Raw genomic sequence first — 16,743 nt, forward strand, 5'->3', positions numbered from 1 at the left:
CGCTGTGCTGCCGCTACCTTCGCGTCAAATCAGTGCAAGGATCAGGGTATGTCGGATAAGTGGCTATTTATGACTGCAAGCGATCTGGGTCGCGGGATCGACTTCGGCGAAATCGATCCGGTCGCTTTGACAGAATGTTACCTAGATGCCGCCAGCAATCACCGCGTAAGCAGTCGTGTCTATGCCCGCCTCACTGAACATCGCGCACGTGCTGAGGCGAAAGCCGCCAAGGTCCGCGCTGATATGGGGCAGCGTCGCGGACTGCTCGACGGTGTGCCCATTTCTTGGAAGGATCTTTACGACACCGCAGGCGTCGCCACAGAAGCTGGAAGCGGTCTCCTCAAAGGACGCATTCCTGAGGTGGATGCGGAAGTGCTTCACAATGCCACCGAAGCGGGAACGGTCTGTCTGGGAAAGACCCACATGTCGGAACTGGCTTTTTCTGGCTTGGGACTCAACCCTGTGACTGAAACGTCGCCCTGCGTGAACGATCTGGATGCTGTTGCTGGCGGGTCGTCCTCTGGGGCTGCCACTTCGGTCGCCTTCGGCCTTGCTGCGGCAGGTATCGGCTCTGACACGGGTGGCTCTGTCCGTATCCCCGCTGCTTGGAATGATCTTGTGGGCCTTAAAACAACGATCGACCGCGTCAGCGTCAAAGGCGCTGTGCCGCTTTGTACACGGTTTGATACGGTTGGCCCGCTTTGCCGTTCGGTCGAGGATGCGGCACATCTACTTGCCGCACTAGAAGGTGGTAAGCCTGCGGATTTGTGCGGTGCGTCCCTAGACGGGGCGCGGTTGATGATCCTCGACACCATTGCTTTTGATGACATCCGGCCGGAACCCAAAGCGGGCTTCAACAGTGCTGTTGATCGTCTCAAGGCCGCGGGGGCAATCGTAGACCATCAGAATGCGCCGGAGATTGCGGAGGCGCTGGCCTTGTCCGGCACATTGTTCGCCTCAGAGGCTTACGGCATCTGGAAGGATGTTATTGAAGCAAATCCGGCTGTTATGTTCCCCGAAATCCTTGAACGGTTCAGGTCAGGCGCTGCGATTTCCGCTCCTGATTATATCGCTGGATGGCGCAGGCTGGAGGCGCTGCGTGCGCTTTGGGGCCAACGAATTGCGGGGTATGATGCGGTTATTCTGCCGACGTCTCCCATCCTGCCACCCAATGCGGAACGGCTACTGACGGACAGCGACTACTATGTGACCGAGAACCTTCTTGCCTTGCGCAACACGAGGGTTGGCAACTTGATGGGGTCGGCCGGGATCACCTTGCCCACAGGCCTTCCTTCGACAGGAATAATGTTTATCGGAGCACCCAATTCCGAGGAACGCCTTCTGCGATTATGCACCGCAGCTGAGAACGCCCTGAGCTGATGGGCCAAAAAGTCACAGACTTATGACCACGTTGCTGAAATTGCGGTCCTTTTTCTGGACCGCGCCCCGCGCATTGGGGTAGCCTGATCGAAACGGGGCGAAAATGATCCCGATCCTTGAGGCAGTAATAGTGGGTCCAAATGACCTTTCCTGAGCGGTTTTCGAACCTGCCACCATATGCATTTCCGCGTTTGCGGTCGCTTCTCGCCGAGTTGGAACCGGGCGAGACGCCAGTGGATATGACGATTGGCTCGCCTCAGCACCCGTTCCCTCACTGGATTACCGATATCATTGTTGCACATGCGTCAGGTTTCGGTGGGTACCCGCCAAATGACGGCACACCAGAGTTGCAATCCGCAATCGCCGCGTGGATCGCCCGCAGATACGGCGTTTCTATTGATGCTGGGACACAGGTTTTACCGCTGAATGGCACCCGCGAGGGCTTGTTCAACGCTTCATTGGCGCTTTGTCCTGAAGACCAAGGCGGCACGCCGGCGGTTCTGATGCCGAACCCGTTCTATCAGGTTTATTCCGTTGCCGCGCTGGCTATCGGAGCAGAGCCAGTATATGTGCCCGCGACGTTCGCGACGGGGTTCTTGCCCGATTTCGGCGCACTCTCAGAAGACGTTCTGAATCGAACGGCAGTCGCCTACCTGTGCTCGCCATCCAACCCACAGGGCGCGGTTGCGACGCAAGATTACTGGGCTGATCTGTTTGCGTTGGCAGAAAAATACGATTTCAAGATTTTTGCAGACGAATGCTATTCGGAGATATACCGGCATTCGGCTCCAATGGGGGCACTCACCGCTGGTAAAGACTACGACCCCGAACGGGTCGTTCTGTTCAACTCTTTGTCCAAACGGTCCAATCTGGCAGGGCTTCGGTCCGGCTTCGCCGCAAGCGGCCCCGAGAATATCAAGCGCATGAAGGCTCTCCGCGCCTATGCCGGTGCGCCGCTTCCGTTGCCGTTGCAGCGCGTCGCGGAAATGGTTTGGGCAGATGAAGAACACGTAGAGGCCAACCGGGCTCTCTATCGCGAGAAGCTGGATTTCAGCGATACGTTGTTTGGCGATGTTGACGGCTACAAAGCTCCAGAGGCTGGATTTTTCCTGTGGCTTCCCGTCAAAGACGGTGAACAGGCGACGAAAGAGCTTTGGACGCAAACAGGCGTCAAGGTTCTGCCCGGTGCCTATCTGGGCCGCGATTATCAGGGGTCCAACCCCGGCACGACATATATCCGGGTGGCTTTGGTCGCCCCAATGAACGAACTGCAGCCGGGGCTTTCCCGTCTCAAGAGCTGCATATACGGTTGAAGGTGAGGAAGTAGACATGGCGTATCAGGCAAGGCCACGCGATCCGTTTTTGGACAGCGACATGCAGGCAGCAATCGAAAAACGAGGCAAAGAGCTCTTTGGTCTCGCGCTTCTGGCTGTGGGCGTCATGGTGACCATGTTGCTCTTGTCTTACGTGCCTGAAGACCCAAGCTGGATGTCAGCCACGGATGAGCCGGCGAAGAACTGGCTTGGACGTTTTGGCGCATACCTTGCCAGTCCGTTGTTCATCATCGTTGGTTTTGGCGCTTGGGCCATTCCGTTTGTCGCTGTTGTATGGGGCCTGCGCTTTGTCATGCACGCCGGTGAAGACCGCGCGGTGAGCCGGCTGATCTTCGCCCCGCTCGCGATTGCATTAGCTTCAGTTTACGCCTCTACCCATGTTCCGGTAAGTGAATGGACCCATTCCTTCGGGCTGGGCGGCTTGTTCGGCGATACCGTCCTTGGTGCCATCCTAGGGGTCGCACCAATCAGCGCGACGTTTGGCCTTAAGGTGCTGGCATTCCTCGTTTTCTTCGGCTTGTTGTTCCTGTCGCTTTTCGTGCTCGGGTTCGACCGCGAGGAAATCAAAGCCGCAGCACGTTTCATGTTGGTGGGCGTCATTCTGACTTATGCCAGCATAATGAAATTGCTTGGCTCGACAGGTAAAGGCGCACTGTTTGCGGCTTCTAAAGCCAATGAAGTAAGGGTTCAGCGCAAAGAGGCGCGGTTGAGCGCTGCGGCTGAGACCTATCAGGAAGATGCTCCGATTGCTGGGCCGTCATTGCGCCGTGCGCCGGTTGTTCATGCGCCACAGCCGGTGCAGGAACCTCAGATTGAAGTTGAACACCCAGCTCCTAAACCGAGCTTGCTGGCGCGTTTGCCCGGCCTGAAGCCGCGTGAGCCCGAACCACAGTTCGATGATGAACCTGCTATGATCCACGACGACATCGATCCAGAGGACCGCATCAAATCGAAAATCTCCGACGTCATCAAAAACCGCGGCCGCCGCACGAAACCTTTGGAATACGTCGAAGAGCCTGCCATGCGTGCCGAGCCGCAGCTGACCCGCCCGCGCGGACCAGAGCCGTTGCGTATTGAGCCGATGCTGCAAGCTGCACCCGAATCTTATTATGCTGATGATGAGGAAGAACAGCTAATCGAGCAGACCGCAGCACCAGTGCTTCAGCGCGCAAGTGCGCCGTTGACCAAGCCTGTTGTCCAACAACCTGTGCGCAAACCCGTAGCACCGTCCAAACGTGCTATGGCTGAGGCGCAGCCAGCGCTGCAATTCGAGGACAACGCGTCGAAGTTCGAGCTTCCACCTCTGAACCTCCTGACGAGCCCCTCAACCGTGGAGCGCCACATCCTGAGCGACGAAGCGCTCGAAGAAAACGCTCGGATGCTTGAAGCCGTTTTGGACGACTATGGCGTCAAAGGTGAGATCGTTTCGGTCCGTCCGGGCCCTGTTGTCACGATGTATGAGCTGGAACCTGCGCCGGGTTTGAAAGCGTCCCGCGTCATCGGTTTGTCTGATGATATTGCTCGCTCTATGTCGGCACTGTCCGCGCGCGTGTCCACAGTTCCTGGCCGCACCGTTATCGGGATCGAGTTGCCGAACGAGAAACGCGAAATGGTCGTTCTGCGCGAAATTCTGGCTGCACGCGATTTTGGCGATGGCAACCAGAAGCTGCCTTTGGCGCTGGGTAAGGACATTGGAGGCGATCCAATTGTTGCGAACCTTGCCAAGATGCCCCACTTGCTCATTGCCGGTACGACAGGTTCCGGTAAGTCCGTGGCGATCAACACCATGATCCTGTCGTTGCTGTATAAGCTGACGCCGGAAGAATGTCGCCTGATCATGATCGACCCGAAAATGCTGGAACTCAGCGTTTATGACGGCATCCCGCACCTTCTGTCCCCTGTTGTGACCGATCCAAAAAAAGCGGTCGTGGCCCTGAAATGGACTGTCGGCGAGATGGAAGAGCGTTACCGCAAGATGTCCAAGATGGGCGTGCGGAACATCGACGGCTACAATTCCCGTGTCAAAGAGGCATTGGGCAAGAACGAGCTGTTCTCGCGCACTGTGCAAACCGGATTTGATGACGAGACCGGAGAGCCGATCTTCGAGACCGAAGAATTCCAGCCTGAAACCATGCCATATATCGTTGTGGTCGTGGACGAGATGGCCGATCTCATGATGGTCGCCGGCAAGGAAATCGAAGCTTGTATCCAACGCCTAGCGCAAATGGCACGGGCCTCCGGCATCCACCTCATCATGGCAACGCAGCGCCCGTCCGTTGACGTGATCACCGGTACGATCAAGGCCAACTTCCCGACCCGGATATCCTTCCAGGTAACCTCCAAGATCGACTCACGTACGATTCTTGGTGAAATGGGGGCCGAACAACTGCTTGGCATGGGCGACATGCTTTACATGGCCGGTGGCTCCAAGATCACTCGTATTCACGGGCCTTTCGTGTCCGACGAAGAGGTCGAGGAAATCGTCAACCACCTCAAGTCATTCGGCCCGCCGACATACATGTCTGGCGTTGTCGAAGGTCCAGACGAGGAGAAGTCCAGTGACATCGACATGGTGCTTGGCCTTGGGGGCAACACCGATGGCGAAGATGCGCTTTATGATACAGCGGTGCAGATCGTGTTGAAGGATCGCAAATGCTCGACCTCTTACATCCAGCGAAAACTGGCGATCGGTTATAACAAGGCCGCACGTTTGGTGGAACAAATGGAGGAAGAGGGCGTTGTTTCTTCAGCCAATCACGTCGGGAAACGGGAAATCCTTGTCCCCGAGCAACACTAACTTCGCGCAATATTGCGCCATATGTCAGCTTCGTGAAGGGCCGTGGGTTTAAACCCCCGGCCTTTTGCTTATCTTGAGGGAATGATGATGAAACACTTGATCCTTGCCCCTGTCCTGTCGCTTGCTTTGGCGGTGCCAGCTATGGCTGAAAAGATTTCTCTTTCGCAAATCTCAAGCTATCTCAATAGCTTCCAGACTGCGAAGGGCGAATTTACGCAGATCAATGAGGATGGATCGGTCACCACCGGCGAAATCCTGATCAAACGACCGGGTCGCGTGCGCTTCGACTATGCGCCGCCTGACGATAGCTTGGTCATTGCAGGCAGCAACCGCGTCGCGGTGTTCGATCCGAAATCGAATTTGCCGCCGGAACAATTCCCGCTCAGCCGCACGCCTCTCAACCTGATCTTAGCAAGAAACGTGAACTTTACTGCGTCAAACATGGTCGTCGGTCACCGCGACGATGGCACAGCCACGACGGTGAAGGTTCAGGATCCAAAGCACCCTGAATATGGAAACATCCAGTTGAAATTCACGGCAAATCCGGTGGAGCTGCGCCAATGGATCATCACCAATGATGCAGGCGGGCAAACGACTGTCATCCTTGGCGACCTGCAAAAAGGCGTTCAAATCGGCGCCGGTCCGTTCAGCATCCAAAAAGAAATCAACGCCAGAGGCTTAGGGAATTGATCCCTAAGCCTTCCCGCAGCTGATCAGCTGATAGCGATACATATCTGAGCGGTTCGCGACCTCTTGCGAGACGCGTAGAAGCCAAGATTTGTTGTTATACGACCCACGTGCGAATCCCGTGCGACCCTCGTGATAGGCAAGATACTGACTGCGCGCGTCGTATTTGGAGATCCCAAGACGTTCTGTGCTGCCGTGCATGTACCAACCCATGAAATCCACAGCGTCACGGAAGCGGTCACGCTTCGAGCTGAATTTGCGCTGATCCACTTGATATTCCTTCCAAGTCGCATCAAGCGCTTGGCTGAAGCCGTAGGCAGAGCTTTGCCGACCCATCGGAATCACCCCTAGCGCGTACCTGAACGGCGTACGGGCATCGCTAACGAACTTGCTTTCTTGATGGATAGTGGCCATCTGAACGTGGACTGGGATGCCCCATTTCCGCTCGACGGCCTTCATCTCTTTCAGCCAGCTCGCGCGCTGTGACACGATTGAACAAGCGTTATCTAGGTTGCGTGGTGGGGCTCCGCCGCCGCCGCCACATGCGGCCACAAGAAGAACAAACGCTAACGCGGTAAAAAGCTTTTTCATGGTACCTGCTCGCCTGATTTTGGGCTTTATGCCTCTTTGGCTTTGGTCGAATCCTAACCCAAAAAACCCCTTTAGCAAACCTCGCAAACGTCGCGGTTATACCAAAAACGCCAATGTGAGCGGGATATAGACCACAGCAAGCAGCGTCGACACCACAACCAGGCCCGCAACGGCATCGCTGTCCGCCTCGTATTTCACCGACAATAGGTAAGAGGTCACGGCAACGGGGGTCGAGACTTGCAAGATCAGTACCGCGAAGGGAATTGAGGTCAGCTTAAACCAGATCCCTGCAGCCGTTGCAGCCGCGATGCATATTCCAGCTTTGAGCACAGACGCGATGATCGCCTTGGTCACACCGCGAGGTTTCAGCCGCGCCACAGCCACCCCAAGGGTGATCAACATCATTGGAATCGCCATTTGCCCGATGAGTTCGATCGCGTTGGTCAAAAACCGAGGCGTTTCCCAATCCATGACCAGAAAAACAGCCCCAAGGACCGTTGCCGCGACCAGAGGTTCCTTTATGACCTTGGTTGGCGAACCGCCGCCCGATACAAGCCAAACCCCAAATGTGAACGAATAGATTGCCATGATAGCAAAGATAACCACCGCATAGCCGAGCCCTTCGTCCCCGAAGGCAAACAGGGCCAGAGGCAGACCAACATTGCCGGTATTGCCAAAAATCAACGGCGCAAGATAGGTCCGGACATCCATCCTTCCAAGTTTGACCAGAACAAAACATCCAACTGTTACAAGGGCATAGGCAGCGGCAGCAGCAAGGGAAACGGTCGTCAGGGCATCCGGTGCGATCTCGGTTCTCATGAGGGCCGCGAAAATCAGGCAGGGCACAGAAAGTGTCATTGCGAGCCGCGTCACAAACTCAATTCTGTAGTCAAACCCGAGCTTGACCCATGTGAACCCGATAGCCGCAAGGATGAAAACCGGAGCCACAATCTCCAAGACTGTTAAAATCAAGTTCACAGACTGTTTCCTCGAAAAACCGCGCCCATTCATGGACAAACCACCGATCAAGGGTCTATCTACGGGGTATGAGGGTTGCAATGCTATGCTGAAAACTCAGGCAAAATTCACACTGGGCCAGATTGTGCGCCACAAAAAACATCCCTTCCGAGGGGTGATTTTCGACGTGGACGCAGAGTTTTCAAATACTGAAGAGTGGTATGACAACATTCCTATGGAAAGTCGTCCTCATCGCGATCAGCCTTTCTACCATCTGCTGGCAGAGAACGACGACAGTTACTATGTCGCCTACGTTTCCGAACAAAATCTTGCTGCGGACATGACTGGCGAACCGATTGACCACCCTGACCTAAGTGCAATGTTTGGAGACTATGACGGGCGCGGTAAGTATCCGCTTCAGTTCGACTTCAACTAGTAACCCAACGCACACCCGTCTTTTCGCGGATCTGACGCGCCATGCAGCACTCCGTTTTTGCGGTCGATGAAGATCGCCTGTGCGCCACCAATAGGACCCTCGGGAATAGATACGTTGTGGCCCAGATCGCTTAACTCCTGACGAACAGCGTCTGAGTAGCCGCGCTCCACCTTCATTTCGCCAGCGTCACTGAAACAACGGGGTGCGTCTATTGCAGCCTGTGGGTGCATGTCGAAGTCCACCAAATTGGTAACAAAGCGGGCATGACCGTTAGGCTGATAAGCGCCGCCCATGACCCCGAATGGCATGACCACCTCACCAGCTTGGCGCAGCATGCCTGGAATGATTGTGTGCATCGGACGCTTCCCGCCGCCAGCTTCATTCGGATGACCTTCTTCCAAAGTGAAACCCGCTCCGCGGTTCTGGAACAAGACGCCAAACTTGTCGGAGGCTATGCCAGACCCGAAGCTGTGGAAAATCGAATAGATCAGGGAGACCGACATCAAATCTTTATCGACGACAGTGATATAGATTGTGTCCTTGTGGACTTGCTCTGTCAGGCGATGGGCGTTGTCGATTGCCTTCTTAGGGTCGATGAGCCGGGCGAGACGCTTTGCCGTTTCCGCAGAAAGCATATGATCAAGGCGCGCCGTATGATCGGCGTCAGCAATGAAACGATTGCGTGCATCATAAGCCAGCTTGGCGGCTTCCGCCTCGATGTGGGCGCGTTCGGAACCGAAAGGATCCATGGAGGGCAAATCAAAGGCGCTGAGAATATTGTTCATCAATATTGCCGTGGCGCCCTGCCCATTTGGCGGGTGCTCGACCAGTTCTGTTCCTTTGTAATCGCCCGATACAGGCTTGGTGTAGTCGCACTTGGTTGCGGCAAAATCGTCTAGGGTGTGGCATCCGCCTGCTGCTTGGAGCGAGGCCACCATATCTTCGGCAACTTCACCTTCGTAGAAACCGTTGCGCCCCTGCTCGGCGATACGGCGAAGCACTTCAGCTTGCTCAGGCGCTCTGAAAACCTGCCCAGGCTGTGGGGCTTTGCCGTCCAAAAGGTAGAAACGGGATGCGGCCCCTTTGGGCGCTGTTGCCGCAAGCTCCCAATCGAAACTGGTGCGTGGGCTGACAGGAACTCCCGCATTGGCATAGTAGATTGAAGGCGCCAAAGCCACTTTAAGCCCGAGTTTCCCGTAGTCTTTGCTCAACTGGCAAAACGCGTCTATTGCGCCCGGTATTGTTACCGCCTCGGGCGTGTCGACAGGCACAGCGGTCATTTTTTTGCCACGCATCTCCATTGCGGAAAGCCCCGCAGGCGCGCGTCCAGACCCATTCAACGCAACTACATCTTTGGATCCTGGTTCGTGAAGCAGAACAAAGCAGTCGCCACCGATCCCGGTCATCTGTGGTTCGCACAGGCCCAGCAGAACTGCCCCTGCAATCGCCGCATCTACAGCGTTCCCGCCAGCTTCGAGCATCTGTACTGCAACTTTTGCTGCCAGCGGATGAGAGGTCGCGCACATGCCGTTGGACGCGAAAACTGTAGACCGACCCGGTTGATGAAAATCTCTCATGCGCGCTTGACCTCAAAATTGTTCAAGCGGGATGATAGGATTTGGGCTGAGATTGTCTATGGGCGATCCGCAAGGACTACAGATCGCACAAAGCTGTCCTCGGCGCCGCGCATCTGGGTGGGGGCTGATAAACGCGACGCCGAGTGAAGCTATGCAGCTACCCTTACATCGTGGTGTGTGAATGCGGCGCAGCCACGAGCAATTATTGTTCATTGTGAGTGTTTAGTATGGCGTCTTTGCGGCACGTTTCCAGATCGTGAACAATGAGGGTCTAGGAGATCTTCGGAGCCGGTTCTGCGACTGAAGTTGGGATCTGCACACAGAAAATATTCTGCTGCCCAATCCGACGATACTCCATGTGGGACGACAAACTGCGGATGAAAAACCAGCCAAAACCCCCTTCGGGCAAGTCCTCAACGGCCAGTGGAATCTCTTCTAGTTCTGTCTTTGGGGGATTTAGGCCGGGCATCGGCACCCCGTAGTCCCGTGTCTCGACAGATATCATATCGTCAGTGCACAACACCGAAATGATGACGTCGCCCAATCCAGAGCACTGATAACTGTGCTCTGCGATGTTGTTAAGAACTTCAGCAAGAACGATTTCGGTGCCAATTATGCCTTCGGATTGCGACGGAAACTCATTTTGAAGCCGTCTCATAATCTCAAGAATTGTATCTCTTACAGAAATTGGATCTGCGTTGATCGTATCTTCGTAGTGAAGACGAGGCGCACCAAAAGCTCGAGGCACACTAGCCAAATTTGTCACGCGGCATCGGCACCTTTGGAGCCGCCGGATGCCAATGCTTGATCTAGATCCTCATGCATTACGAAAACCTTATCCATGCGGGTAAGTCGGAATACCTTGTCGACCGCAGCTGTCAGATTGCAGAGTTCCAGTTTTCGACCGCCGAGCGCTTTCAAAGCGGCAACCATCGCGCCAAGACCACTGCTGTCCATAAACGTAACGCCTGCGAGATTCATCACAACCCTGCCGGAATGGGCAGCGACGGCTTCCCTGAAATCATCTTTGAAATGAACGGCGCAGGCCGCGTCGATGCGGGTCGCTGTTAACGTTAGGACGAGAACGCCGCTTGAGGTTTGGTGGGTTTGCATCATTGTCCGCTCTCCTGATCTTTTCAGGCACTTGGACTAGACGTCAAAGGTTACCATTCGGTATGCATGCGTGTGTCGCTAGCAGCAAAGGTACTTCAATATGTCCGTATATATTACTGGTGCGAGCCGGACCCCGATGGGCGGCTTTCAGGGCGCTTTGGCTGCGATGGACGCACCTCAACTTGGCGGGATTGCGATTAAGGCCGCGTTGGACCAGTCCGGTCTTTCCAGTGCTGATGAATTGCTGATGGGTTGTGTTCTGCCCGCGGGGCAAGGGCAGGCACCTGCGCGTCAGGCTGGCTTTGCAGCGGGACTTGGAGAAGAGGTTCCCGCCACAACTCTTAACAAGATGTGCGGCTCTGGGATGCGGGCTGCGATGACCGCGTTCGACCAACTATCGTTGGGACACACACAGACGATGGTTGCGGGCGGGATGGAGAGCATGACGAATGCGCCGTATCTGCTGCCTAAAATGCGGAGTGGCGCGCGTATCGGTCACCAAGCAGTTCAGGATTCGATGTTCCTTGACGGGTTGGAAGACGCCTATGACAAAGGGCGCCTTATGGGCACTTTCGCCGAAGACTGTGCTGAGGCCTTTCAATTCACCAGGGAAGCACAAGATGAATTTGCGCTGCGATCCCTGTCCAACGCGTTAGCAGCCCAAGAGCGAGGCGAATTGGCAGCAGAGATTGCGCCCGTTACGGTGCAAGGCCGCACGCCCATTGTTGTGGCTGAGGACGAACAGCCAGGAAAAGCGCGTCCCGAAAAAATCCCGCAACTTAAGCCAGCATTCCGTGACGGCGGCACAGTGACGGCGGCGAATTCTTCCTCGATTTCCGATGGGGCGGCGGCGCTGGTTATGGTTTCTGAGGCGGGCGTGAAGCAATACGGTCTTACCCCAAGAGCGCGCGTTGTCGGCCACGCGAGCCATGCCCAGGCTCCCGGCCTATTCACAACCGCGCCTGTCCCCGCAGCACGTAAACTGCTTGAACGTATTGGTTGGAGCATCGCTGATGTGGACCTTTGGGAAGTGAATGAGGCGTTTGCCGTTGTTCCCATGGCTTTCATGCATGAAATGGGTTTGGAGCGTGACATCGTGAATGTGAACGGTGGCGCTTGCGCGCTCGGGCACCCGATCGGGGCATCGGGCGCGCGGATCATCGTCACTTTGTTGAACGCACTTGAGGCGCGCGGGCTGAAACGGGGCGTCGCGGCGATTTGTATTGGCGGGGGCGAGGGCACTGCCATCGCGATAGAGCGGATTTAGTGTTGGACTACTCCGAGCTTGCCAAAACCGTCGTGTCCCTGACTGACGGCGAAGATGATCTGGTGTCGTTGATGGCGACGGTTGCATGCGAAGTGCATCACGCTGACGAGCGCTTTGACTGGACGGGGTTCTACCGCGTCGTTGCGTCTGAGGTGCTGAAGATCGGCCCGTACCAGGGTGGTCATGGGTGTTTGGTGATCCCTTTTTCGCGCGGCGTATGCGGAGCGGCGGCGCGGCTGGAAGAGACCCAACTAGTGCCAGATGTCGATGCCTTCCCCGGCCATATAGCCTGCGCGTCTTCCACACGTTCAGAGTTGGTCCTGCCCGTCTGGGACAAATCAGGTAAATTGATCGCGGTTTTTGACATTGATAGCGACCTGCCAGATGCCTTTACACCAGATGATGCCGAAGGAATGGCTCAAATCCTGAAAGATGTTTTCGGTCGAGTTTAAGGCTAAAGGCTCAAATTTGTCTTGCACGACTCGTGAATTATGCGTTCTGATGAAAAACAGGCCATTTATTTCACGGACCGAAAGTGAAACACACGCACCCGAACAAGACAGACACGCTGGGCGCTGACCTTCGAGCTTTGCGCAAGGCGCGGGGTTTGAACCTGTCGGAGCTTGCGGAGACGTTGGGCCGATCTGTCGGGTGGCTTAGCCAAGTCGAACGTGATTTGTCTCAACCCTCCATCACCGATCTTCGCCACATGGCAAAGGCGCTGGATGTGTCGGTTTCGAGCCTATTCCGGCAAGCTGCATCCGTTGCCAACGAACAAGGGTTCATCGTCAGGGCCGACACACGCCGCCCCATCGGTTCGCGTGAGGCGGGTCTAGTCGAGGAACTGCTATCGCCCGATCTAACGGATGACTTCGAGGTAGTGCATTCCACTTTCGAGCCATTCAGCGAGATTGAAGCGCCCGTCAGCCGTCCCACCCAAGAAGTCGGGTATGTCGTGTCAGGCAAGCTTGATCTGTGGATCTCCGGGCAGACGTTTACATTAAAGTCAGGCGACAGCTTTCGCATCCGTGGTGAGCCGTTTCGCTGGATGAATCCTTACGCAGCACCCGCAGTTGTGATCTGGGTCATCGCCCCGCCGGTGTATTAACATGACGCTGGAAGGTTGGATCATATTCGCGGTGTTTTGGGTCGTATTTGTAACGACACCTGGCCCGAACGCAGTGAACTGCATTCAGAATGGAATGACCCATGGCTTCAAACGGTCCCTGTGGGGGGTGTTGGGTATACTGACGCAAGCCACTCTGTTCCTGATCCTCTCGGCAGCGGGCGTCACAGCTTTGCTTGCCAGCGCACCGGAGGCATTCTTTTGGGGAAAGCTGGTCGGCGCGGCATTCCTCGTCTTCCTTGGCGTGCGCGGCTTCCTAAACGCGGGAAAACCAGTCGCACCTCGCCATGTCGCGGCGCATTCGATCTACGGGCGGGCCTTCCTTATCGCGACGATCAACGTGAAATCAGTGGCGGGCTACTTCGCGGCCTTCACTCAATTCGTTCAGCCCGATATCCCCGTCTGGTCGCAAATGTGGGTCATCATGCCGACAGCACTGGCTATTACCACGTTGAGCTATGTCAGTTTCACGGCTATCGGGGCGGGTCTTGGTCGCTCTGCCATTGGAGCTGTGCTTAACGTGTGGGTGCGTCGCATCATGGCCATCTGTTTCATAATATATGGTGTTCTTTTGGGGACCGCATCCAATCCGGGGAGGCTCTGATGCTGACAGGAAACTGCTTGTGTGGAGAGGTTAGGTTCACGGCCGCCGGCGTCGCCCGCGACCCAGCGGCGTGTCACTGCACCCAATGCCGCAAGCAATCTGGTCATTACTGGGCCGCAGTGCAGATAGATGATGACAAGCTACGTATCGAGGGGCAGGTCAAATGGTTTCAGTCCAGCCCGACCGCTAAACGCGGCTTCTGCCCGAACTGCGGCTCGTTCCTGTTCTGGAAATCGGATGCTGACACAGACACAGGTGTTTCGCTTGGGTCGATGAATGTGCCGACGGGGCTAACTCTACAACGACACATATTTACCGCCGACAAAGGCGATTACTACGAAATTGCGGATCAAGTCCGGCAAGAGGAGCAAGAAGATGAGTGATTTTCCAACAACTGCCCGTGTGGTGATTATTGGCGGCGGTGTCGTCGGCACCTCAACGCTCTATCATCTGGCTAAAGAAGGGTGGACTGACTGTGTGTTGCTCGAAAAGAACGAGCTGACCGCAGGCTCCACGTGGCACGCCGCCGGCAATTGCCCGTCTTTCAGCACCTCTTGGGCGATCATGAATATGCAGCGGTATTCGCTATCACTCTACAAGGGGCTGGCCGAAGAGGTTGACTACCCTATGAACTATCACGTGACCGGGTCTGTCCGCCTTGGCCACACCCGAGAGCGTATGCAGGAGTTCGAGCGCGCGCGCGGGATGGGGCGCTATCAGGGTCTATCGTTGGAAATGATGAGCCTGAACGATATCAAGGATCGCTATCCGTTCATCGAGACGCATGATCTCGCTGGCGGTCTATGGGATCCGGATGACGGGGATATCGACCCGGCGCAGCTGACACAAGCGCTGGCAAAAGGTGCCCGCGCCATGGGCGCGCGGATTGAACGGTTCTGTCCTGCAACGGGTGTTTCCAAAGATGGCGACGAGTGGATCGTTCATACGGACAAAGGCGACATTCGCTGCGAAAAGGTCGTGAACGCCGCTGGATACTACGCTCAGCGTGTTGGCGAGTGGTTCAAGCCGTATGGCGGGCGCACAGTTCCGATGGTGACGATGTCTCATCAGTATTTCCTGACTGAGGAAATCCCTGAGCTTGTAGAATGGTCAAAGGCCAATGGCCGGAAGGTGCCGTTGCTACGCGATGTCGACAGTTCCTACTACCTGCGACAAGACAAAAACGGGCTGAATCTCGGACCTTACGAGCGCAATTGCAAGGCGCATTGGGTGACGCCCGAAGACCCGATGCCAGAAGATTTCAGCTTCCAACTTTACCCAGACGATCTGGAGCGGCTGGAATGGTATATCGAAGACGCTATGGCAAGGGTTCCGATTTTGGGCACTCAAGGCGTGAATAGGGTCATAAACGGACCCATCCCTTACGCGCCAGATGGGTTGCCGTTGATCGGGCCAATGCCGGGTGTAAAGAACGCATATGAAGCCTGCGTGTTCACATTCGGGATCACTCAGGGTGGCGGTGCTGGCAAGGTTGCGGCCGAGTGGATCATTCACGGCGAAACGGAATGGGATATGTGGGCCGTCGATCCGCGTCGCTACACTGACTATACCGATCAGGATTACTGCCACGCGAAGGCCGTCGAAACCTATGGCCACGAATACGCCATGCATTTCCCACACCACACCTGGCCCGCAGGGCGCGACAAAAAGCTATCGCCGGTTGATGCAAAGGTGAGGGCGCTCGGCGGCGTAATGGGGACATATAACGGTTGGGAGCGGGCCAATTGGTATGCCAAATCTGGGGACGACACATCCGAAGACAGCACACAAACTTGGGATCGTGACGGACCTTGGGAACAGCGCGTCAAAGAAGAAGTCGAAGCGGTGCGGGACAGCGTGGGCGTGCTGGATTTGCCGGGCTTCTCTCGTTTTAATCTGTCCGGCGAAGGCGCAGCAGAGTATCTTCGCGGCAGAATTGCTGGTGGCCTGCCGAAAGCGGGCCGCATGAATTTGGCTTACTTTGCCGATAGCCGTGGCCGGATTCTGACCGAAATGTCGATCATGCGGCATGGGGAAGACCATTTTACACTAATAACAGCAGCCTCAGCGCAATGGCATGACAGGGATGTTTTAAACAACGATCTTCCATCCGGAATTTCGCTGACCGATCACACCACCGAATACTCGACACTGATCGTGACGGGGCCGAAGTCGCGAGAGCTTTTCACAGAATTGGACGCGAAGGCTGACATGTCGTCGTCGTGGTTGTCGATCCAGCCCGCAACAGTCGCAGGAATCAATTGCGCTTTGGCGCGCGTTTCCTTTGCAGGTGAACTGGGTTGGGAAATCCACGCTTCCAACGAGAATATGCCAGCAATCTATGACGCTGTGTTGGAAGCTGGTGCCACACCATTTGGGATGTTCGCGCTTAACTCTATGCGGTTGGAAAAAGGTTACCGCGCGTGGAAAGGTGACCTCAGCACGGATTACACATTGCTCGAAGGCGGGCTGGAGCGGTTTATCCGCTTTGATAAGCCGCAGGACTTCCCCGGCAAAGCCGCCCTATTGGCCGAAAAGCAAAGAGGGAGAGCGAAGGCCTTCGTTATGATGGTTATCGAAGCCGGAGAGTCGGATGCCCCCTACATGTCGACCATCTGGAAGGGCGATGAAGTTGTGGGTGAGACCACCTCCTGCGGGATGGGATACCGCACAGGGAAGTGCATTGCTTTGGGAATGGTGAGGCCAGAATTGGCCGCCGCAGGCACTGCGCTGGAGATCGAGGTTTATGGACAACGCCGCAAGGCGGTCGTTCAAGAAGATCAACCACTTTGGGATCCAGAAAATGACCGCATCCGGGCTTAACTCAGCGGCTCCAGCGCCTGCGGAACGACCCTAAAATGGCGGAAAACTAAA

General features: G+C 55.8%; 16 protein-coding genes. 11 read left to right on the forward strand and 5 right to left on the reverse strand.

Annotated elements, in window-relative coordinates; genetic code table 11:
* Window positions 1-48 precede the first annotated feature (48 nt).
* The 4 genes from BM352_RS03875 (at window position 49) to BM352_RS03890 (ending at window position 6,201) form a co-directional block, all read left to right on the forward strand.
* Complete coding sequence (locus tag BM352_RS03875; RefSeq protein ID WP_090212764.1) at window positions 49-1,380, forward strand: amidase; 1,332 nt, start codon at window positions 49-51, stop codon at window positions 1,378-1,380.
* A gap of 140 nt (window positions 1,381-1,520) precedes the next feature.
* The gene (locus BM352_RS03880; protein ID WP_090212767.1) at window positions 1,521-2,693 is read left to right on the forward strand and encodes an aminotransferase class I/II-fold pyridoxal phosphate-dependent enzyme; all 1,173 of its coding nucleotides are present in this window, start codon (window positions 1,521-1,523) and stop codon (window positions 2,691-2,693) included.
* A 16-nt stretch (window positions 2,694-2,709) separates the two neighbouring features.
* Window positions 2,710-5,511, forward strand: coding sequence for a DNA translocase FtsK (locus tag BM352_RS03885; RefSeq protein ID WP_090212773.1), 2,802 nt, complete (start codon window positions 2,710-2,712; stop codon window positions 5,509-5,511).
* 87 nt (window positions 5,512-5,598) lie between these two features.
* The gene (locus BM352_RS03890) at window positions 5,599-6,201 is read left to right on the forward strand and encodes a LolA family protein (RefSeq protein ID WP_090212775.1); all 603 of its coding nucleotides are present in this window, start codon (window positions 5,599-5,601) and stop codon (window positions 6,199-6,201) included.
* A 3-nt stretch (window positions 6,202-6,204) separates the two neighbouring features.
* Here the strand turns inward: BM352_RS03890 and BM352_RS03895 are convergent, their stop codons facing one another.
* Complete coding sequence (locus BM352_RS03895; RefSeq protein ID WP_090212778.1) at window positions 6,205-6,789, reverse strand: transglycosylase SLT domain-containing protein; 585 nt, start codon at window positions 6,787-6,789, stop codon at window positions 6,205-6,207.
* Between the two features lie 96 nt (window positions 6,790-6,885).
* Window positions 6,886-7,767, reverse strand: a complete 882-nt coding sequence (locus BM352_RS03900) for an AEC family transporter (protein WP_090212780.1) — start codon at window positions 7,765-7,767, stop codon at window positions 6,886-6,888.
* Window positions 7,768-7,852: 85 nt separating this feature from the next.
* On the opposite strand from BM352_RS03900, the gene hspQ reads away from it, so the two are divergent.
* Window positions 7,853-8,182: a heat shock protein HspQ gene (gene hspQ / locus BM352_RS03905; RefSeq protein WP_090212783.1), complete on the forward strand. Its 330-nt coding sequence runs from the start codon at window positions 7,853-7,855 to the stop codon at window positions 8,180-8,182.
* On the opposite strand, the gene BM352_RS03910 is transcribed toward hspQ, so the two are convergent.
* The 3 genes from BM352_RS03910 to BM352_RS03920 all read right to left on the reverse strand — a co-directional run bounded on the left by BM352_RS03910 (window position 8,179) and on the right by BM352_RS03920 (window position 10,875).
* Window positions 8,179-9,759: a gamma-glutamyltransferase family protein gene (locus tag BM352_RS03910; RefSeq protein ID WP_090212786.1), complete on the reverse strand. Its 1,581-nt coding sequence runs from the start codon at window positions 9,757-9,759 to the stop codon at window positions 8,179-8,181. The two genes, hspQ and BM352_RS03910, sit on opposite strands and share 4 nt — an antisense overlap.
* A 271-nt stretch (window positions 9,760-10,030) precedes the next feature.
* Window positions 10,031-10,525 carry an ATP-binding protein gene (locus BM352_RS03915; RefSeq protein WP_175500614.1) on the reverse strand — a complete coding sequence of 165 codons (495 nt, stop codon included), beginning with the start codon at window positions 10,523-10,525 and terminating at the stop codon, window positions 10,031-10,033.
* Window positions 10,522-10,875, reverse strand: a complete 354-nt coding sequence (locus BM352_RS03920) for an STAS domain-containing protein (RefSeq protein WP_090212792.1) — start codon at window positions 10,873-10,875, stop codon at window positions 10,522-10,524. Before BM352_RS03920 ends, BM352_RS03915 begins: the two co-directional genes overlap by 4 nt.
* Window positions 10,876-10,972: 97 nt before the next feature.
* Between BM352_RS03920 and BM352_RS03925 the strand changes: the two genes are divergently transcribed.
* From BM352_RS03925 to BM352_RS03950, 6 genes are all read left to right on the forward strand, one after another.
* Window positions 10,973-12,139 carry an acetyl-CoA C-acyltransferase gene (locus BM352_RS03925; RefSeq protein WP_090212795.1) on the forward strand — a complete coding sequence of 389 codons (1,167 nt, stop codon included), beginning with the start codon at window positions 10,973-10,975 and terminating at the stop codon, window positions 12,137-12,139.
* Complete coding sequence (locus BM352_RS03930) at window positions 12,139-12,591, forward strand: GAF domain-containing protein (protein ID WP_245780905.1); 453 nt, start codon at window positions 12,139-12,141, stop codon at window positions 12,589-12,591. The genes BM352_RS03925 and BM352_RS03930 overlap by 1 nt, the downstream gene beginning before the upstream one ends.
* An 83-nt stretch (window positions 12,592-12,674) precedes the next feature.
* Window positions 12,675-13,247: a helix-turn-helix domain-containing protein gene (locus BM352_RS03935; protein WP_090212798.1), complete on the forward strand. Its 573-nt coding sequence runs from the start codon at window positions 12,675-12,677 to the stop codon at window positions 13,245-13,247.
* 1 nt (window position 13,248) lies between these two features.
* A complete protein-coding gene (locus tag BM352_RS03940) occupies window positions 13,249-13,869 on the forward strand; it encodes a LysE family translocator (RefSeq protein ID WP_090212800.1) in 621 nt (206 codons plus the stop codon).
* Window positions 13,869-14,252 (forward strand): GFA family protein, encoded by a 384-nt coding sequence (locus BM352_RS03945; protein ID WP_090212805.1) that lies wholly within the window; start codon window positions 13,869-13,871, stop codon window positions 14,250-14,252. The genes BM352_RS03940 and BM352_RS03945 overlap by 1 nt, the downstream gene beginning before the upstream one ends.
* The gene (locus BM352_RS03950; RefSeq protein WP_090212807.1) at window positions 14,245-16,692 is read left to right on the forward strand and encodes a GcvT family protein; all 2,448 of its coding nucleotides are present in this window, start codon (window positions 14,245-14,247) and stop codon (window positions 16,690-16,692) included. Before BM352_RS03945 ends, BM352_RS03950 begins: the two co-directional genes overlap by 8 nt.
* Window positions 16,693-16,743: the final 51 nt, after the last annotated feature.

This window comes from Litoreibacter janthinus (assembly GCF_900111945.1).
Lineage (GTDB): Bacteria > Pseudomonadota > Alphaproteobacteria > Rhodobacterales > Rhodobacteraceae > Litoreibacter > Litoreibacter janthinus.